This is a genomic window from Variovorax sp. 01T432 (genome assembly GCF_056398605.1).
In genome coordinates, this window is the sequence record NZ_JBFTPS010000044.1 from 38,865 (window position 1) to 57,181 (window position 18,317).

Below are 18,317 nucleotides of genomic sequence, written 5' to 3' on the forward strand. Positions count from 1 at the left end.
CTGCCGTGACGACACCACCGGTCGAGTTCTATTTCGATTTCGGCAGCCCCGCCGCCTATCTGGCCTCCACGCAGCTCCCGCGGCTGTGCGCTGACGCTGGCGCGGGGCTTGTCTGGAAGCCGATGCTGCTGGGCGGCGTGTTCCAGGCCACCGGCAATCATTCGCCGGCCGAGATCGCGGCGAAGGGGCGCTATCTCCAGGTCGATCTCGCCCGCCACGCGGCGCGCCATGGCGTGCCCTTCAGGCAGAACCCGCACTTCCCGATCAACACGCTGCTGCTGATGCGCGGGGCCGTCGGCATGCAGATGCGCGAGCCCGAGCGCTTCGGTGGGTACGTCGATGCGATCTTCCATGCGATGTGGGTCGAGCCGCGCAATCTCAACGATCCTGCCACCGTCGGCGCCGTGCTGGGCGAGGCCGGCTTCGAGCCTGGCGCGCTGCTCGCGCTGGCGAATGCGCAGGAGATCAAGGACCGTCTCAAGGCCCTGACCCACGAGGCCGTCGAGCGCGGCGTGTTCGGCGCGCCGACGATGTTCGTGGGCGACCAGATGTTCTGGGGTCAGGACCGGCTCGATTTCGTTCGCGAGGCATTGGGCGCCTGATCGCCGCCGCGGCCGAGATTCTGGTCAATTGTCTTGGCCGGCCCCTCTCTGGTTTCTGAATTCGTAGGCTCCGTGACCGGCTCGCACCTTCTGGTTCGAGCCGGTTTTCGTTAGTTTTCGTAACTCATTCAAAGATTCAGGGAAGCAATGCATCCAAAGAAGAAACCATCCGTACTCGCGCTCGCCTGCGTTGCGCTGTGCGGTGTCTTGTCCGCGCCCGCCCAGGCCACCGTCGACAGTGTCAACGCCGACAAGGTCGTGGTGAACGGCACGCCGATCGAGGCGAGCTTCGACAAGGGTGGCCTGTGGGTCACGGGCCGCAGCGACAGCGGCTGGGGCATCAAGCACGTCGACTTTGCCACGGGGAAGATCGACACCTATCCACAATCCACCATTCATGCGGAAGGCATGGTCGAGGGCTCCGACGGCAACATGTGGTTCGCCAGCCGGGCGGGCAAGCTCGGCCGCATCGCGGGGGGCAGTGTGTCCTACTTCGACCTGCCCGCCGGCTATGGGCGCCCGTGGCATATCGCCGCCGGTCCCGATGGCGCGCTCTGGTTCACGGTGTCCGAATATGAGGACATTCCGGGCGCCATGGGGGCCATCGGCCGCATCACCACCGGCGGCGCGATCACCATGTATCCGCTCGACCAGACCCGCAATGTCAGCAAGATCACCGTCGGACCGGACGGCGCCCTGTGGGCGACCGCACCCAACACGGACGAGATCGTGCGCATCACCACGCAGGGCGCCATCAGCTATTTCCCGGCCAAGGTGGACATCGGCGACGACGCCGGCATCGTGACCGGCGCCGATGGCAACCTCTGGTACACGACCGGCATGCTCCGTCACGGCCAGACCTCTAGCGTGGTCCGCATGGACCGCAGCGGCAAGGTGCTCGATGTCTTCAGTGGAGAGAAGGTCAAGTCGCCGATGGCGGTCGTCGCCGGCAAGGACGGCAACATCTGGTTCTCGAGCGCCGTGCGCGGCGGCACGATCGGCCGCATCCAGATGGACGGGCAGATCGACGAGTTGGTGCTGCCCAAGGGCCGCCTGCCGATGCAATGGGGCATGGCGCACAACCCGGTCACGGGCGACCTGTGGACGGTCGAGCCGGAATCGGGCGCGCTGGAGCGCTATCCGACGATGGGCTATGTGGTGCGGCTGGCCATGACCGGCGATCGAGCTCTCGACGAGACCGCGGACGCGACGGGCAATTACGCGGCGTCGGCAGGCAAGGAGGGCGCGTTCATTGTGGGCGCGTCGTTCGCCGGTCCCGATGGCAATGCACGCATCGACGGCTGGAGCTACAACGCGCCTCCCGACGGAGGCCACTATCGTTGGCATCTGCGAGCGACGGACGACGCCAAGTCGTTCGCAATGCTCAGTCGGAAGTACGGCCAGTGCATGGTCGCGGGCGACATCAACTTTCACAAACCTTGCGCGAATGTCGACGCCCAGCGCTTCGAGGCAAGGCCGACGGTGGTGGCCGGGCAGTTCACGATCTTCAATGCCGCATTGAACAAGTGCTCGGACTTCTGGTACGGCTACAACTATGCGACGGCGCATCCGCGCGGCAGCGCCTACGGCGGCCACTATGCGCGCGGTGGTTCGTACATCGGCATGCACGCTTGTCACAGCCACTACAACCAGCGCTTCTCTTTCGAGTGATTCAAGCTTGATTCGAATGAAGGGCGAGGCCTTGAGGGGCCTCGCCTTTTTTTCTGGCCGCTTCTTGTCCGATACTTGCCTTCTTTGCAAGGACACACCATGAGAGACATCCTCGTCCACACCGAAGCGGGTGTGATGACCATCACCTTCAACCGCCTCGAAAAGAAGAACTCCATCACCAGCGCGATGTACGGCGAACTCGCCGATGCGCTGGTCGCGGCGGAGCAGGACGCCGCGGTGCGCGCGGTGCTGATCCAGGGCGACGCCACCATCTTCAGCGCCGGCAACGACATCGGCGATTTCCTCAACGCGCCGCCTTCCACGCCGGAGTCGCCGGTGTTCCGCTTCCTGCGCGGCATCGCCACCTTCCCGAAGCCCATCGTCGCGGCCGTGTGCGGCCCCGCCGTGGGCATCGGCACCACGATGCTGTTCCATTGCGACCTGGTCTACGCGGGCGACAACGCGGCCTTCTCGATGCCCTTCGTGAACCTGGGCCTGTGCCCGGAAGCCGCATCCAGCCTCCTGGTGCCGCAGATGTTCGGCTACCACCGCGCGGCCGAAGCGCTGCTGCTGGGCGAACCCTTCATGGCAGAGGCGGCGCTGGAGGTGGGTCTGGTCAACCGGGTGGTGCCGCCGACCGAGGCCAACGCCATCGCGCAGGCGCAGGCGCGCAAGCTGGCGGCCAAGCCCTTGACGGCCCTGATCGAAATCAAGCGCCTGATGAAGAAGGCACAGCAGCCCGCGCTGCTGGAACGCATGGGCGAGGAGGGCCAGAGCTTCGGCCGCATGCTGCGCGAGCCGGCGGCGCGCGAGGCCTTCACGGCCTTCATGGAAAAGCGGCGGCCGGACTTCTCGAAGATCTGAGCGCGGCCGGCGGGCGGGTCAGTCCTTGGCGATGGGCGTCGGGCGCCCGTTGTCGTCGATCGCCACGTAGGTGAAGGTCGCCTCCGTCACCTTGATGTATTCCCCCTGGGCGCGGTAGCGCTCGGCGAACACCTCCACGGTCACGGTCACAGAGGTCCGCCCCAGCCGCACCAGCTTCGAATAGAAGGACAAGATGTCCCCCAGCCGCACCGGCTGCTTGAACACGAACTCGTTGACCGCCACCGTTGCCATCCGCCCCTTGGCGTAGCGCGCCGGTATGACGGAGCCGGCCAGGTCGCACTGCGCCATCACCCAGCCGCCGAAGATGTCCCCGTTGGCGTTGCAGTCGGCGGGCATCGGGATCACCTTGAGCACCAGCTCCATGTCGATGGGCAGGCTCTTCAGGGTGGCGGCGGCATGGGCGCCGGCTTTGGCATTCGCACTGGAACTGGCGGACATAGGCACAATCTGCAGGAAACAAGCAACCTCGATTGTCCCCGATGCGCCGCAGCGGCGAAGCCCTCTCCTCCCCCCACCACGTCTCCGCGGGCCAGCCCGCGCGCGGCGACCGTTCCGATCTGGCGACGCTGCGGCGTCTCTTTCCCTATCTCTGGCGCTACAAATGGCGCGTGATGGCCGCGCTCGCCTTCATGATCGGCGCCAAGGTCGCGAATGTCGGGGTGCCGGTCCTGCTCAAGAACCTGGTCGACACCATGACGCCGAAGCCCGACATGGCACAGGCCCTGCTGGTGGTGCCCATCGCGCTGCTGGTGGCCTACGGGCTGCTGCGCTTCTCGACCTCGCTCTTCGGCGAATTGCGCGAGCTGGTGTTCGCCAAGGCGACGGAGGGCGCTGCGCGCAGCATTTCGCTGGAGGTTTTCCGGCACCTGCACGCGCTGTCGCTGCGCTTCCACCTCGAGCGCCAGACCGGCGGCATGACGCGCGACATCGAGCGCGGCACGCGCGGCGTGCATTCGCTGATCTCGATGTCGCTCTACAGCATCGTGCCGACCATCATCGAGCTGGGCCTGGTGCTGACCATCCTGGGCGTGAAGTTCGATGCGCTCTTCGTCTGGATCACGGGTGTGGCGCTGGTGATCTACATCACCTTCACGGTCACGGTGACCGAGTGGCGCACCCAGTTCCGCAAGACCATGAACGAGCTCGACTCGGTGGCGCAGAGCCATGCGGTCGATTCGCTGCTGAACTACGAGACGGTCAAGTATTTCAACAACGAGAACTTCGAGGCCGAACGCTACGACGCCAGCCTCGACCGCTACCGCAAGGCAGCCATCAAGAGCCAGCGCACGCTGAGCATGCTCAACACCGGCCAGCAGCTGGTGATCGCGGTCAGCCTGGTTCTGATGCTGTGGCGGGCCACCTCCGGCGTGGTCGAGGGGCGCATGACGCTGGGCGATCTGGTGATGGTCAACGCCTTCATGATCCAGCTCTACATTCCGCTCAACTTCCTGGGCGTGATCTACCGGGAGATCAAGCAGAGCCTGACCGATCTGGACAAGATGTTCGTGCTGATGGAAAAGGAGCGCGAGGTGCGCGATGCGCCGGGCGCCGAGCCCTTGCGCGGCATCGACTCCACCGTGCGCTTCGAGGACGTCAGCTTCGCCTACGAGTCCTCGCGGCCCATCCTCAAGCACGTGAGCTTCGAGATCCCGGCGGGCCGGACGGTGGCGGTGGTCGGCCCCTCGGGCTCGGGCAAGTCGACGCTGGCGCGCCTGCTCTACCGCTTCTACGACGTGCAGCAGGGCCGCATCACCATCGGCGGCGAGGACATCCGCCAGGTGACGCAGGCGAGCGTGCGCCAGGCGATTGGCATCGTGCCGCAGGACACGGTGCTCTTCAACGACACGGTCGAATACAACATCGCCTACGGCCGGCCCGGCGCCACCCGCGCGGAGGTCGAGGAGGCGGCGCGCGCCGCGCGCATCCATGATTTCATCTCGGCCACGCCCAAGGACTATCAGACGATGGTCGGCGAGCGCGGGCTCAAGCTCTCGGGCGGCGAGAAGCAGCGGGTGGCGATCGCGCGCACGCTGCTCAAGAATCCGCCGATCGTGATCTTCGACGAGGCCACCTCCGCGCTCGATTCGGCGAACGAGCGGGCGATCCAGTCCGAGCTCAAGAGTGCCGCGCAGAACAAGACCACGCTCGTGATCGCGCACCGGCTCTCGACGGTGGTCGACGCGCACGAGATCCTGGTGCTGGAAGGCGGCGTGATCGTCGAGCGCGGCACGCACGTGGAGCTGCTGGAGAAGCGCGGCAAATACGCGCAGATGTGGAACCTGCAGAAGCTCGAGGCCGCGCCCGTCCTTTGATGCGGGGCTTCGAAGCCCCTCGATGTCTTTTTTCCTTTCGAACCCAGGAGTCGTTGAAGTCATGTCCGGTCTCATCCCCTTGCTGGTGCTCAATACGCACTCGCAGCCGCACCAGGCGTTGATCGCCCAAAGCTACGACCTCAGCTATGCGCCGACCCCGGCCGAGCGCCAGGCGGCCATCGCCGGGCACGGCGCGCGCTTTCGGGTCGTCCTGACCATCGGCTCCATCGGCCTGACGGCGGCGGAGATGGAGGCAATGCCCGCGCTCGAACTCATCTGCTGCATGGGCGCCGGCTACGAGAACATCGACCTGGCCGCGGCGCGCGCACGCGGCATCGTGGTCGCGAACGGGGCCGGCACCAACGACGACTGCGTGGCGGACCACGCCTTCGGCCTGCTGATCGCCGCCGTGCGAGGCATCGTGAAGCTCGATCACCAGTGCCGCGACGGCGTCTGGCGCGATGCCATTCCGCCGCCGCCGAATGTGTCGGGCAAGCGGTTGGGCATCCTCGGGCTGGGCACGATCGGACAGAAGATCGCCAAGCGCGCGGCGGGCTTCGACATGGAGATCGGCTATCACAACCGCTCGCCGCGCGAAGGCGCGGCGCACCGCTACTTCGACTCGCTGCCCGCGCTGGCGCAATGGTGCGACTTCCTGGTGGTGGCGACGCCCGGCGGCGCGGGAACGCGGCACCTGGTCGACGCCGCGGTGCTCGACGCACTGGGCGCGCGTGGCGTGGTGGTCAACATCGCGCGCGGCAGCGTGATCGACACCGAGGCGCTGGCCACGGCGCTGCGGGAAAAGCGCATCGCGGCGGCGGGGCTCGACGTGTATGAGAGCGAACCGGCTCGGCCCGAAGCGCTGATCGGGCTCGACAACGTGGTGCTCACGCCGCACCTGGCCGGCTGGTCGCCGGAAGCGGTGCAGGCATCGCTGCAGCGCTTTCTGGACAACGCGGCCGGGCACTTCTCGGGCCGCGGCGTCGTGTCGCCCGTCTAGGGCGCTCCTAGACTTCGGACAACACCGAAGGCTGGACTACCCCCCAGCCGCATGCGCGCTCGTAGGCATGGCCCACGCGCAGCACGTCCAGGTCGCGATGGATCGGGCCCGCGATCTGCAGGCCCATCGGCAATCCGCCGTCGCTGAAGCCCGCGCGCACATTGAGTGTGGGCAGTCCGGCCAGCGTGAAGGGCGTGACGATCTCCATCCAGCGGTGGTAGGTGTCGCTGTCCACGTCACCGACCGAGGCGGGCCAGCTCAGGTTCGCATCGAAGGGAAAGACCTGGGCCGTCGGCGCCACCACGAAGTCGAAGCGCTCGAATGCGCGCACGAAGGCACGATAGACGTTCGAGCGGTAGACCGATGCCTGGTAGAGGGCCGCCGCGTCGAGCTTGCGGCTTTGCTCGATCTCCCAGCGCGCCTCCGGCTTGAGCCGGTCGAACTGCGCCGGCGCGTCGTAGGCCGCGCCCAGCTTGCCGCCCACGAGCAGCTGGCGCATGCGCAACCACGCCGTCCAGTTCTGTTCGCGCGGCACATCGAGCTGGTGCGCTTCAACCTCGCAGCCGATGTCGGCGAAGGTCTTCAGGGCGCTTTCGCAGAGTTCGCGCACGCCGGGCGCGAGCGGCAGATCCGGCCAGAGGCTTCCCAGCCATCCGATGCGCAGGCCCTTCATGTCGCCATCGAGCTGGATCGCGTCGGGCGAGGGGAGGGCGTCGGGCAGTGACAGCGGCACGCGGGTGTCGAAGCCGGCCTGTACCGCGAGCAGGCGCGCCGTGTCCTCGACGCTGCGGGCCATCGGGCCTTCGGTGCCGAGCTGCTGCATGAACAATTCTTCGTCGGGCGAGCCCGGCACGCGTCCGCGCGAGGGGCGCATGCCGATCACGTTGTTGAAGGCCGCCGGGTTGCGTAGCGACCCGCCCATGTCGCTGCCGTCGGCCACCGGCACCATGCCCAGCGCCAGCGCCACGGCCGCGCCGCCGCTGCTGCCGCCGGCGCTGAGCGCGGGATCGTAGGCGTTTCGCGTGGTGCCGAATACCGAGTTGTAGGTGTGCGAGCCGAGGCCGAACTCCGGTGTGTTGGTCTTGCCGATGATGATCGCGCCGGCCCGTCGCATGCGCGCCACATGAAGGCTGTCCTGCCGGGCCGGCGTGGCGGGCGGCAGCGGGGAACCCATCGAGGTCGGCAGGCCCGCGGCATGGCTCAGGTCCTTGACCGCCAGGGGAAAGCCGTGCATCCAGCCGAGCCGCTCGCCGATCGCCAGCAGCGCATCGCGCTGGCTGGCCTCGGCCAGGAGTTCTTTCGGATCGCGCAGCGAGACGATCGCGTTGAAGCGCGGATTGAGCGCGTCGATGCGCGCGAGCGTCGCCTCCATCAGTTCGCGGCACGAGACCGTGCGAGCGGCAATGAGTCGGGCCAATCGGGTGGCGTCGAGGCCGAGAAGGGTGGCAGGTGTCATGGGAACAACGGAGATGACAATGGCTTGAGGGCCCTTAGTATGTCGCGGCACTCACCGAATGAATCTTATGGAAACCAAGTGGCTCGAAGACTTCGTCAGCCTCGCCGAGACGCGCAGCTTCAGCCGCTCGGCCCAGTTGCGCCATGTGACGCAGCCCGCATTCTCCAGGCGCATCCAGGCCCTGGAGGGCTGGGCCGGGACCGACCTGGTCGACCGCAGCTCCTACCCGACGCGCCTCACGCCGGCCGGCCAGACCCTGTACGGTCAGGCGATCGAGATGCTGCAGGCGCTGCAGAGCACGCGCGCGATGCTGCGCGGGCATTCGGCGGCGGCGCAGGACGTGATCGAGTTCGCCATTCCCCATACGCTGGCCTTCACCTTCTTCCCGGCCTGGGTCACGACCCTGCGCGAGCGCTTCGGGCCGATGAAGAGCCGGCTCATCGCGCTCAATGTGCACGACGCGGTGCTGCGCCTGGTCGAAGGCAGTTGCGACGTGCTGATCGCCTACCACCACCCCTCGCAGCCCCTGCCGCTGGATGCCAACCGCTACGAGATGGTCAGCCTGGGGCAGGAGGTCGTCGCGCCCTGGGTCAAGCCGGACGCCGAGGGCGCGCCGCGCTACCGCCTGCCGGGCCGTCCCGGCCAGCCTCTGCCCTATCTGGGTTATGCGCCCGGCGCCTATCTCGGCCGCGTGGTGGACCAGTTGCTGAAGGAATCGGGTACGGCCATCCATCTCGACCGCGTCTATGAGACCGACATGGCCGAGGGCCTGAAGGTCATGGCGCTCGAAGGGCACGGCATCGCCTTCCTGCCGCAGAGCGCCGTGCGCAAGGAAGTCCGCGCCCGCACGCTCGTGAGCGCGCTGCCGCCGGAGATCGACAGGCTCGAAGCGACGATGGAGATCCGAGCCTACCGTGAGCGGCCCGCCGCCGCGCCCACGGCCAGGCAGGGCGCCCGCACCGCCAGGGCCGATGCGGCAAGCCCGCCGGCCAAGAGCACGGTAGAAGCGCTGTGGGCTTATCTGGTCGGCACGCAACCGGTGTCCTGAACGCCCGCACGCCCGCTTTTTGGTGCAGCGCACAAACTATGACACCGGGGCATGCCGAGCGCCACAAACGGCATTGGCCGCCGCGCCGCCCTGCCTCTACAGTCCCGTGCTGTTTCGCTGTCGCACACGTTTCAGGCAAGCCGCAAGGCCTGCTTTTCATGCAAGGGGCACATCCGGGCACAAAGACTGCTTGGTACGTCACGATGAAAGCGAAAAGGTGGGTACGCACCACTGCAGAACCCCTGCATGATGCGAACCTCCGACATGGTGCGCGGCGCACCGGGTTGGTCCGGGTATGACGCAAAATCCGAATGTCTAGAATTTCGCTGCATCCCTCTCAGTCACCTCAGGAGTTTTTCCATATGAAGAAGCAAGTATTGGCATTCGCGATTTCGGCGCTCGCCGTGGGCGGCGCATTCGCGCAAGCCAACGATACGCTGGCGAAGATCAAGGCATCCGGCACGATCACAGAGGGGGTGCGCGAATCGTCCGGCTTGTCGTACACGCTGGGCAACGGCCAGTACACCGGCTTTCACTATGACGTTTGCGCCAACATCATCAAGGACATCCAGAAGAACCTGGGCCTCGCCAAGCTGGAAACCAAGTACCAGCCGGTGACCTCGCAGAACCGCGTTCCCCTGGTGCAGAACGGCACCGTCGACCTCGAGTGCGGCTCCACCACCAACAACGCCGCGCGCCAGAAGGACGTGGCCTTCGCCGTCACGACCTACGTCGAGGAAGTGCGCATCGCGGTCAAGGCCAACTCGGGCATCACCTCCATCAAGGATCTCAACGGCAAGACCGTGGCCACGACCACCGGCACCACGTCCGTGCAGACTCTGCGCAAGAACGAGCGCGCCGGCGGCATCGACTTCAAGGAGCTCTACGGCAAGGACCACTCCGACAGTTTCCTGCTGCTCGAATCCGGTCGCGCCGATGCCTTCGTGATGGACGGCTCCATCCTCGCCTCCAACATCGCCAAGTCGAAGTCGCCCTCCGACTACAAGATCGTCGGCGAGGTGCTCAGCGTGGAGCCCATCGCGATCATGATGCGCAAGGATGACCCGGCCTTCAAGAAGATGGTCGACGACAGCATCAAGGCGCAGATCAAGAGCGGCGAACTCAACAAGCTCTGGGACAAGTGGTTCTTGCAGCCCATTCCGCCGTCGAACGTGAAGGTCGGCCTGGCCCTGTCGGACGCGACCAAGGCCGCATGGGCGAACCCCAACGACAAGCCCATGGAAGACTACGCGGTCAAGAAGTAATTCGAGCGCCGGTCCCCGCGCAACGCCCGCCATCCCTGGCGGGCGTTTGTTTTAAGGCCGCGACAACCACAAGTCAGAAAATAGGAGAGTCCTGATGGGATCGAACTGGGATTGGCAAGTCTTCTTGCAGGACCCGGGGGGCAAATACCCCACGTACTGGGAATGGATGCTGTCGGCATGGGGCTGGACGGTGTCGGTCGCGCTCCTGGCGCTGATCGTGGCGCTGGTGCTGGGCTCGCTGGTCGGCATCATCCGCACCCTGCCCGACAGCCCGGTGCTACTGCGCCTGGGCAATGCGTGGGTGGAACTGTTCCGCAACGTTCCCCTGCTGGTGCAGATCTTCCTCTGGTACCACGTGATCCCGGCCATGGTCCCGGTCATGAAGGGCGTGCCCAGCTTTGTCCTCGTGGTGCTGGCGCTTGGTTTCTTCACCTCGGCGCGGATCGCCGAGCAGGTGCGCTCGGGCATCCAGGCGCTGCCCAAGGGCCAGCGCTACGCGGGGATGGCAGTGGGCTTCACCACGCCGCAGTACTACCGCTACGTCATCCTTCCGATGGCCTACCGCATCATCATCCCGCCGCTCACGAGCGAGACGATGAACATCTTCAAGAACTCGTCGGTGGCCTTCGCGGTGTCGGTGAGTGAACTCACCATGTTCGCGATGCAGGCGCAGGAAGAAACCTCCCGCGGCATCGAGGTCTACCTGGCCGTCACGGCGCTCTATGTGATCTCGGCCTTCGCGATCAACCGGATCATGGCTTACATCGAGAAGAAGACCCGCGTCCCGGGCTTCATCGTGTCGGCCAGCGGCGGCGGGGGACACTGAGATGATGAATCTGGACTTGTCGTTCTACAACTGGGACGTCATCAGCAACTTCGTCCTCAAGGGCTTCTACTTCAGCATCATGCTGACGATCGTGGCCACTGTCGGCGGCGTGATCTTCGGCACCCTGCTGGCGCTGATGCGCCTGTCGGGCAAGAAATGGCTCGACGCGCCGGCCGCCGTCTACGTCAACGGCATGCGCAGCATTCCGCTGGTGATGGTGATCCTGTGGTTCTTCCTGCTGGTGCCGGCCGGGTTCTACTCGTCCTTCGGTGCATGGGGCTCCAACTACCGCTCCGAGATCTCGGCCGTGATCACCTTCATCGCCTTCGAGGCGGCGTACTTCAGCGAGATCATGCGCGCGGGCATCCAGTCGATCCCGCGCGGCCAGGTCTACGCGGGCCAGGCGATGGGCATGACCTACGGTCAGAACATGAAGCTGGTGGTGCTGCCGCAGGCCTTCCGCAACATGCTGCCGGTGCTGCTCACGCAGACCATCATCCTGTTCCAGGACACATCGCTGGTCTACGCCATCGGCGCCTATGACATGCTCAAGGGCTTCGAGACGGCCGGCAAGAACTTCGGCCGCCCGATCGAGGCCTACCTGCTCGCGGCCGTCGTGTACTTCATCATGTGCTATGCCTTGTCCTGGCTGGTCAAGCGTCTGCACAAGAAGATCGCGATCATTCGATGAACCCCCAGGCTTGCCCACTTCGTGTGGCCGCCCACCCCCTTGCAGGGGGTAACACCGGCGGACCGGCGCAGCCGGGTCCGCGGTGTTTCCCGAAGCGGGGCTCGCCTACTTGCGATGCTGAACAATTGAACGGAGAGTATTGAGATGTCCGACAACATGATTGAAATCAAGAACGTTTCCAAGTGGTATGGGCCGGTGCAGGTGCTCAACGACTGCTCGGTCAACATTGCCAAAGGCGACGTGGTGGTGGTGTGCGGCCCCTCGGGTTCGGGCAAGTCCACGCTCATCAAGACAGTGAATGCGCTGGAGCCCTTCCAGAAGGGCGAGATCACGGTCAACGGCATCGCGCTGCACGATCCCAAGACCAACCTGCCCAAGCTGCGCTCCAAGGTCGGCATGGTGTTCCAGCATTTCGAGCTGTTCCCGCACCTTTCGGTGACGGAGAACCTGACGATCGCGCAGATCAAGGTGCTGGGCCGCAGCCCCGAGGAGGCCAAGACGCGCGGATTGAAGATGCTCGACCGCGTGGGGCTGATGGCGCACAAGGACAAGTTCCCGGGCCAGCTCTCCGGCGGCCAGCAGCAGCGCGTGGCGATCGCGCGCGCGCTCAGCATGGACCCGATCGTGATGCTGTTCGACGAGCCGACTTCAGCCCTCGACCCCGAGATGGTGGGCGAGGTGCTGGACGTGATGGTGGCGCTGGCCAAGGAAGGCATGACCATGATGGTGGTCACGCACGAGATGGGCTTCGCGCGCAAGGTGGCGAGCCGCGTGATCTTCATCGACGTCGGCGGGCGGATCCTGGAGGATTGCTCGAAGGATGAGTTCTTCAGCCATCCCGAGAATCGTCAGCCGCGCACGAAGGACTTTCTCAACAAGATCCTTCAGCACTGAGCTGGAGACGCACCAAGGAAGAAGCCCCGCCACGCGGGGCTTTCTTGTATTCGACGCCTCAGAAGATCTCGAACAGTCCCGCCGCTCCCATGCCGCCCGCGATGCACATCGTGACGACGGCATACTTGGCGCCGCGCCGGCGGCCTTCGATCAGCACATGGCCGGCCAGCCGTGCGCCCGTCATGCCGAAGGGGTGGCCGATCGAGATTGCGCCTCCGTCCACGTTGAGCCGCTCGGCCGGGATTCCGAGCTTCTGCTGGCAATAGATGGACTGCGAGGCGAAGGCCTCGTTGAGCTCCCAGAGGTCGATGTCGTCGATCTTCAGGCCGTGGCGCGCCAGCAGCTTCGGCACCGCGAAGACCGGGCCGATGCCCATCTCGTCGGGCTCGCAGCCGGCCACTGCCAGGCCGCGGAAGGCGCCCAGCGGCCGCAGGTTGGCGCGCTCGGCTTCCTTCGCCTCCATCAGCACGCAGGCCGAGGCGCCATCGGAAAGCTGCGAGGCGTTGCCGGCGGTGATGAACTTGTCCGCGCCCATGACGGGTGCCAGCTTGGCCAGCGCCTCGTATGTGGTGCCGCGGCGGTTGCAGGTGTCGACGTCGATTGTCGCCTCGCGATGGCTGACTTCCTTGGTGTCCTTGTCGGTCACGGCCATGGTCGTGGTGCAGGCGACGATCTCCTCGCGGTAGCGGCCCGCCAGTTGCGCCTCCTCGGTCTTGCGCTGGCTCTCGGCGGAGAAGCGGTCCTGGGCCTCGCGGCCGATGCCGTAGCGCTGGGCGACGATGTCGGCGGTCTCGATCATCGCCATGTAGAGCGCGGGCTTGTGCTCGACGATCCACGGGTCCATGCCGCTGTCGCCGCTGTCGGTGGCGCTGCGGGTGCGGATCTGCGAGATGCTCTCGACGCCGCCGGCGATCATGGCCGGCGCGCCTTCCACGATGATGCGGCCCGCCGCCATCGCGATGGCCTGCAGGCCCGAGGCGCAGAAGCGGTTGACCGTGGTGCCGGCGATCGAGATCGGCAGGCCGGCGCGGATGACGCTCTGGCGCGCGATGTTGCGACCGGTCGTGCCTTCGGGATAGCCGCAGCCGAGGATCGCGTCCTCGATCAGCGCCGGGTCGATGCCCGCGCGCTCCACCGCCGCGCGCACCGCGAAGGCGGCCAGCGTGGCGCCCGGTGTGATGTTGAATTCGCCGCGGTGCGCCTTGGTGAGCGGCGTGCGGGCGGTTGAAACGATGACGGCTTCGCGCATGGATGGGTTTCCTGATGAAGGGGCGGGTTATTCGGATTGATTGAGGCTCGAGAAATCGGCACCGCGTTCCACCAGCTCGACCAGCAGCGGCGAGGGTTTCCAGAACACGGGGTCCTGCTTCGCGAACTCGCGGATGTCGGCGAGCACGCTGGCGAGACCGACGCTGTCGGCGTACTTCATCGGGCCGCCGCGGTGGCGCGGGAAGCCATAGCCGTAGAGGAGGGTCACGTCCACGTCCAGCGGCCGCAGCGCGATGCGCTGGTGCACGACATTGGCGCCCTCGTTGATCATCGCGGCCATGTAGCGGCGCGTGATTTCCTCGTCGGTGAAGCTGCGCGGCGTGATGCCCGCGCGCTGGCGCTCGCCGTCGATGATGGCCGTGACTTCGGGGTCGGGCGTGCCGGCGCGCGCGCCTTCGGGGTAGAGGTAGTAGCCGCGCCCGGTCTTCTGGCCGAACCAGCCGCGTTCGCAGATGCGGTCGGCGATCTGCACATAGCGCGCCTTCGGGTCGCGCGTGGCGGACTTGCGCTTGCGCGTGGCCCACCCGATGTCTCCGCCGGCCAGATCGGACACCTGGAAGGGACCCATCGGGTAGCCGAAGTCGCGCACCGCCTGGTCGATCTGGTAGGGAGAGGCGCCGTCTTCCATCATGTGGTCGGCCGCCTGGCGGTACACCGCGAGGATGCGGTTGCCGATGAAGCCGTCGCACACGCCGGCGCGCACCGGCACCTTCTTCAGCTTCTTCGCCAGCTCGAAGCCGGTGGCGACCACGTCGGCGCTCACCTTGGCAGGCACCACGATCTCCAGCAGCTTCATGATGTTGGCCGGCGAGAAGAAGTGCAGGCCGACGACATCGGCCGGACGCGAGATGCCGGCCGCGATCTCGTCGATGTCGAGGTAGGAGGTGTTGGTGGCGAGCACCGCGCCGGGCTTGCACACTCGGTCGAGTTCGGCGAAGACGGCTTTCTTGACCGCCATGTCCTCGAATACGGCCTCTACCACGATGTCGGCCTGCGCCAGCGCATCGTAGGAGGTCGAGTCCTTGAAGCGCCCCATGACGGCCGCCTTGCCCTCGGCCGTCATGCGGCCCTTCTTGATCAGGCCGTCGTAGACCTTCTCGACGAAGCCGCGTCCGCGCGCCAGGCTGGGTTCGTCGCGCTCGATCATGGTCACGGGCATGCCGGCGTCGAGCATGGCGACCGCGATGCCGGCGCCCATGGTGCCGCCGCCGATCACGCCAGCCGACTCCAGCGCCCGGGGCTTGGCCGTCTTCGTCTCCGGAGCCTTCAACACTTCGCGCTCGGCGAAGAAGGCGTGGATCAGGCCGGCGCGCTGCGGGCTGTCGATGCATTGCAGGAACAGCTTGCGCTCCAGCGCGATGCCTTCTTCGAAGGGCTTATCCAGCGCGGCCTCCACCGCCTCGATGATCTTCATCGGCGAGAACAGGCCGCGGCTCTTCCTGGCGGTATCGGCGCGGGCCGCTTCCAGGGCGGCGCGGTTGGCTTCGCGGTCCGCCAGCCCTTGCGCGTCGCGCGTGCGGCGCACCGGCGCGTTAGCGGCGACGAGTTCCTGCGCGTATGCCAGGCCTTCGGCCGACACGTCCGCGTCGTCGCCCAGGCGGTCGATCAGACCGAGCGCCAGTGCTTCCTTGGCCCCGGCATGGCGGCCGCTGAGCATCAGGTCCAGCGCGGCCTTGGCGCCGATCAGGCGCGGCGCGCGCTGGGTGCCGCCGGCGCCGGGCATGAGGCCGAGCAGCACTTCGGGCAGGCCCAGCTTGGCTGAGGGCGCGGCCAGGCGGTAGTGCGCGGAGAGCGCGATCTCCAGGCCGCCGCCGAGCGCGGCGCCATGAATGGCGGCCACCACCGGCTTGCTGCAGGCCTCGATGCGGCCGCAGACCTCGGGCAGCGAAGGCGGCTGCGGCGGCTTGCCGAACTCGCGGATATCGGCGCCCGCGATGAAGTTGCGCCCGGCACCCACGATCAGCACCGCGGCGGCGCCGCTGTCGGCCTCTGCCGCTTCGATCGCGGCCACCAGGCCGCGACGGACGTCGACGCCGAGCGCGTTGACAGGCGGGTTGTCGATCGTGACGACCAGCACGTCGCCGTGGCGCTTGAAAGTGACGGGTTCGGAGGGAGAGGGCGTGGAAGGGGAGGAAATCGTGGCCATGGTGCGGGTCTCCGGGTGGCGAGCCGAACGGCTCTCGAGAGTGAACCTCGCATTCTTCGTCCGCCTCAGCACTTTGACAATTGCATTGCCAGTTGACAGACTGTCAAAGAATTTTTGACAGAATGCGGCACATGGACGTGCAATCCCTGACCCTTCTGGTGGAAATCCTCGACGCCGGCAACCTGAGCGCGGCGGCGCGCCGATTGAAGATGAGCCGCGCCAACGTGAGCTACCACCTGAACCAGCTCGAGCGCTCGGTCGGCGCGCAACTGGTGCGGCGGACCACGCGACGCGCCGAGGCCACCGAGATCGGCCTGCGGCTCTACCAGCACGGCCTGGCCATCCAGGGCGAACTGCTGGCCGCGCGGGAGTCGGTCACCACGCTGGGCCAGAGCCTGCAAGGCCGGGTGCGGCTGAGCGTGCCCAGCGGCTATGGACAGCTGGTCATGTCCGACTGGCTGATCGATTTCAAGCGCCAGTACCCGGGCATCGTGCTGGACGTGCTGTTCGAGAACCGCATCGAGGACCTGTTGCGCGACGAGGTCGACATCGCGATCCGCGTGATTCCCGAGCCTCCCCAGAACCTGGTGGCGCGCGATCTGGGGCCGGTGCGCTACGTGGCCTGCGCCTCGAGCGGCTACGTGCAGGCGCACGGGCTGCCCACGCAGCTCGACGGATTGCAGCGCGCCCCCGTGGTCACCGCGGCCGTCATCGGGCGGCAACTGCGCGTGTCGGCCTACCAGGGCGAGGAGCGGCGGGAAGTAATCCTGGAGCCGACGCTGATCTCCGAGAACTTCCTGTTCCTTCGCCAGGCGATCCTGGCCGGCCTGGGCATCGGGCTGGTGCCTGACTATGTGGTGCAGGACGACGTGCGGCGCGGCGCGGTCGTGACCACGCTGGGCGATTGGCGCCTCAGCATCTTCGGCACGCAGATGTTCATGCTCTATATGCCCAATCGTCAGCACACGCGAGCGACCCGGACCTTCATCGATTTCGTGCTGGAGCGGGTGCGCGGGGCGGCCGCGCCCGAAGCCGGCTGAGCAGTTACACGCGCCGCCCGGGCCGGGCGGCGGTTCGTGCGACGTCTCGCCTGCGAGACGTCCGGGGCTGCGGTTTCGTCGCGAATCGCCATGTTCGTAACCCGCTGCGGCGGGACGAGAACACAGCGAAAGGGTTTGCAAGAAAAATTGCCCGGGAGGCAAGTCCCACCTAAACATCGGCAATCGTGGCGATGTAGAGGTGATCATGGCGAAATTTGCATATAAAAGCTCTCTATTGCTGTTTATTGCAGCCGGTGCATTGTCGAGCTGCGGCGGAGGGGGTGGCGACGCGGGAGGGGCAGGGGGAGTGGCGGCGTCTGGGAACAGCACGACTGTGCCAGTCCCAGATCCCGGGCTCGATCCTGCGGCCGCGAAGCAGCTGGCTGCTGTGATCGCCGAGAAATTCCGGCGCCGCCGCCCGCCGACGCCGACGCCCGCTCCCGCTCCGGCTCCGGCACCAGCACCAGCACCAGCACCAGCACCAGCACCAGCACCCGATTCGATGGCCGGATATGTCGTTGACGCTGCGGGCAACATCAATGGGGCCGCGTACCGCGTCATCGCCAGCCAGTTCAGCCAGGACGCCGGCATTGCCTATCGCTATGGTCCTGACGCGTCGGCCTACGGCGTGGGCAGCGGTGGGATCCCGAGCTTGTTCAAGCGCCAGGACATCCAACTTGGCGGTGCCGCGCCCGCGTACGCATTCTTCTGGCAGGTTGGCGGCCCGCCGTCGGGTGACGCCGGTGCCTACTCCACCAACCAGGCCAACATGCTGTTCGTGGCCGATAACCCGAGCCAACACGTTGGCGTCACCGATTTCCAGGTGTCGGGCCACATGTACAACACCTTCGCTCAGTCCCCCCAGTTGAGTTGGACCGAGACGGTCGCGCCGAGCGGCGGGCTGGACAGCATCAATATCGCGGCCTACCGCTCGACCGGCATCGTGACTGGCGACCCCGTCGCAGTGGGGCGCTGCGGCGGCCGGGCCGGCTTCTGCGCGCAAAGCCTCGTGGCTTTCCAGAACGGCCTGATTGCGACCGCCGGCAGCAACACGGCAGGCAACCGCACCACGGTGCAGCTGCCCGCCAACAAGGTGCCCACCGGCATCGCCATGACCAACGACAGCGAGTTCGCGCTCGTGACGATCTGGGACACCACGGCGCTCAAGGGCCAGGTGGCGGTGATCGCGCTGGCCGGCCTGTGCGACGGCTG

Annotated in this window: 15 protein-coding genes and 1 pseudogene; 12 read left to right on the forward strand and 4 right to left on the reverse strand. The window is 66.5% G+C overall.

All coding sequences use genetic code 11. From position 1 onward, the window contains the following. The first annotated feature begins 5 nt into the window (after positions 1-5). The 3 genes from AC1DNF_RS26490 (at position 6) to AC1DNF_RS26500 (ending at position 3,137) form a co-directional block, all read left to right on the forward strand. Positions 6-602: a 2-hydroxychromene-2-carboxylate isomerase gene (locus tag AC1DNF_RS26490; protein ID WP_478151631.1), complete on the forward strand. Its 597-nt coding sequence runs from the start codon at positions 6-8 to the stop codon at positions 600-602. Positions 603-749: 147 nt separating this feature from the next. Next, the gene (locus AC1DNF_RS26495) at positions 750-2,273 is read left to right on the forward strand and encodes a Vgb family protein (protein WP_478151632.1); all 1,524 of its coding nucleotides are present in this window, start codon (positions 750-752) and stop codon (positions 2,271-2,273) included. 99 nt (positions 2,274-2,372) lie between these two features. After that, positions 2,373-3,137 (forward strand): enoyl-CoA hydratase, encoded by a 765-nt coding sequence (locus AC1DNF_RS26500; protein WP_478151633.1) that lies wholly within the window; start codon positions 2,373-2,375, stop codon positions 3,135-3,137. Positions 3,138-3,155: 18 nt separating this feature from the next. On the opposite strand, the gene AC1DNF_RS26505 is transcribed toward AC1DNF_RS26500, so the two are convergent. Then, entirely contained in the window at positions 3,156-3,596 is a 441-nt protein-coding gene (locus tag AC1DNF_RS26505; protein WP_478151634.1) for an acyl-CoA thioesterase, read from the reverse strand. 41 nt (positions 3,597-3,637) lie between these two features. On the opposite strand from AC1DNF_RS26505, the gene AC1DNF_RS26510 reads away from it, so the two are divergent. Together AC1DNF_RS26510 and AC1DNF_RS26515 are read left to right on the forward strand one after the other, a co-directional pair. Next, a complete protein-coding gene (locus AC1DNF_RS26510; RefSeq protein WP_478151645.1) occupies positions 3,638-5,470 on the forward strand; it encodes an ABCB family ABC transporter ATP-binding protein/permease in 1,833 nt (610 codons plus the stop codon). Positions 5,471-5,531: 61 nt separating this feature from the next. Beyond that, the gene (locus tag AC1DNF_RS26515; protein WP_478151635.1) at positions 5,532-6,470 is read left to right on the forward strand and encodes a 2-hydroxyacid dehydrogenase; all 939 of its coding nucleotides are present in this window, start codon (positions 5,532-5,534) and stop codon (positions 6,468-6,470) included. A gap of 7 nt (positions 6,471-6,477) precedes the next feature. On the opposite strand, the gene AC1DNF_RS26520 is transcribed toward AC1DNF_RS26515, so the two are convergent. Further along, positions 6,478-7,926 carry an amidase gene (locus AC1DNF_RS26520; RefSeq protein WP_478151636.1) on the reverse strand — a complete coding sequence of 483 codons (1,449 nt, stop codon included), beginning with the start codon at positions 7,924-7,926 and terminating at the stop codon, positions 6,478-6,480. A 67-nt stretch (positions 7,927-7,993) separates the two neighbouring features. On the opposite strand from AC1DNF_RS26520, the gene AC1DNF_RS26525 reads away from it, so the two are divergent. The 5 genes from AC1DNF_RS26525 to AC1DNF_RS26545 all read left to right on the forward strand — a co-directional run bounded on the left by AC1DNF_RS26525 (position 7,994) and on the right by AC1DNF_RS26545 (position 12,650). Further along, on the forward strand, positions 7,994-8,974 hold the full coding sequence (locus AC1DNF_RS26525) for a LysR substrate-binding domain-containing protein (protein ID WP_478151637.1): 981 nt from the start codon (positions 7,994-7,996) through the stop codon (positions 8,972-8,974). 362 nt (positions 8,975-9,336) lie between these two features. Continuing rightward, positions 9,337-10,239, forward strand: a complete 903-nt coding sequence (locus AC1DNF_RS26530; RefSeq protein ID WP_478151638.1) for a transporter substrate-binding domain-containing protein — start codon at positions 9,337-9,339, stop codon at positions 10,237-10,239. Between the two features lie 94 nt (positions 10,240-10,333). Next, positions 10,334-11,065, forward strand: coding sequence for an amino acid ABC transporter permease (locus AC1DNF_RS26535; RefSeq protein ID WP_478151639.1), 732 nt, complete (start codon positions 10,334-10,336; stop codon positions 11,063-11,065). A gap of 1 nt (position 11,066) precedes the next feature. Continuing rightward, positions 11,067-11,756 carry an amino acid ABC transporter permease gene (locus AC1DNF_RS26540; RefSeq protein WP_478151640.1) on the forward strand — a complete coding sequence of 230 codons (690 nt, stop codon included), beginning with the start codon at positions 11,067-11,069 and terminating at the stop codon, positions 11,754-11,756. A 156-nt stretch (positions 11,757-11,912) separates the two neighbouring features. Further along, complete coding sequence (locus tag AC1DNF_RS26545; protein ID WP_478151646.1) at positions 11,913-12,650, forward strand: amino acid ABC transporter ATP-binding protein; 738 nt, start codon at positions 11,913-11,915, stop codon at positions 12,648-12,650. Between the two features lie 58 nt (positions 12,651-12,708). On the opposite strand, the gene AC1DNF_RS26550 is transcribed toward AC1DNF_RS26545, so the two are convergent. Together AC1DNF_RS26550 and AC1DNF_RS26555 are read right to left on the reverse strand one after the other, a co-directional pair. Further along, positions 12,709-13,899, reverse strand: a complete 1,191-nt coding sequence (locus AC1DNF_RS26550) for an acetyl-CoA C-acyltransferase (protein WP_478151641.1) — start codon at positions 13,897-13,899, stop codon at positions 12,709-12,711. A gap of 27 nt (positions 13,900-13,926) precedes the next feature. Next, a complete protein-coding gene (locus AC1DNF_RS26555) occupies positions 13,927-16,065 on the reverse strand; it encodes a 3-hydroxyacyl-CoA dehydrogenase NAD-binding domain-containing protein (protein ID WP_478151642.1) in 2,139 nt (712 codons plus the stop codon). Between the two features lie 131 nt (positions 16,066-16,196). On the opposite strand from AC1DNF_RS26555, the gene AC1DNF_RS26560 reads away from it, so the two are divergent. After that, entirely contained in the window at positions 16,197-17,105 is a 909-nt protein-coding gene (locus tag AC1DNF_RS26560; RefSeq protein WP_478151643.1) for a LysR family transcriptional regulator, read from the forward strand. A 502-nt stretch (positions 17,106-17,607) separates the two neighbouring features. Then, positions 17,608-18,317 (forward strand): annotated as a pseudogene (locus tag AC1DNF_RS26565) (hypothetical protein); the annotation flags it as partial.

Excerpts from the sequence above, each read along its gene's own strand:
- AC1DNF_RS26495 (WP_478151632.1), top strand. The coding sequence starts at position 750 with ATGCATCCAAAGAAGAAACCATCCGTACTCGCGCTCGCCTGCGTTGCG.
- AC1DNF_RS26500 (WP_478151633.1), top strand. The coding sequence starts at position 2,373 with ATGAGAGACATCCTCGTCCACACCGAAGCGGGTGTGATGACCATCACC.
- AC1DNF_RS26505 (WP_478151634.1), bottom strand. The coding sequence starts at position 3,596 with ATGTCCGCCAGTTCCAGTGCGAATGCCAAAGCCGGCGCCCATGCCGCC.
- AC1DNF_RS26510 (WP_478151645.1), top strand. The coding sequence starts at position 3,638 with ATGCGCCGCAGCGGCGAAGCCCTCTCCTCCCCCCACCACGTCTCCGCG.
- AC1DNF_RS26515 (WP_478151635.1), top strand. The coding sequence starts at position 5,532 with ATGTCCGGTCTCATCCCCTTGCTGGTGCTCAATACGCACTCGCAGCCG.
- AC1DNF_RS26520 (WP_478151636.1), bottom strand. The coding sequence starts at position 7,926 with ATGACACCTGCCACCCTTCTCGGCCTCGACGCCACCCGATTGGCCCGA.
- AC1DNF_RS26525 (WP_478151637.1), top strand. The coding sequence starts at position 7,994 with ATGGAAACCAAGTGGCTCGAAGACTTCGTCAGCCTCGCCGAGACGCGC.
- AC1DNF_RS26530 (WP_478151638.1), top strand. The coding sequence starts at position 9,337 with ATGAAGAAGCAAGTATTGGCATTCGCGATTTCGGCGCTCGCCGTGGGC.
- AC1DNF_RS26535 (WP_478151639.1), top strand. The coding sequence starts at position 10,334 with ATGGGATCGAACTGGGATTGGCAAGTCTTCTTGCAGGACCCGGGGGGC.
- AC1DNF_RS26540 (WP_478151640.1), top strand. The coding sequence starts at position 11,067 with ATGATGAATCTGGACTTGTCGTTCTACAACTGGGACGTCATCAGCAAC.
- AC1DNF_RS26545 (WP_478151646.1), top strand. The coding sequence starts at position 11,913 with ATGATTGAAATCAAGAACGTTTCCAAGTGGTATGGGCCGGTGCAGGTG.
- AC1DNF_RS26550 (WP_478151641.1), bottom strand. The coding sequence starts at position 13,899 with ATGCGCGAAGCCGTCATCGTTTCAACCGCCCGCACGCCGCTCACCAAG.
- AC1DNF_RS26555 (WP_478151642.1), bottom strand. The coding sequence starts at position 16,065 with ATGGCCACGATTTCCTCCCCTTCCACGCCCTCTCCCTCCGAACCCGTC.
- AC1DNF_RS26560 (WP_478151643.1), top strand. The coding sequence starts at position 16,197 with ATGGACGTGCAATCCCTGACCCTTCTGGTGGAAATCCTCGACGCCGGC.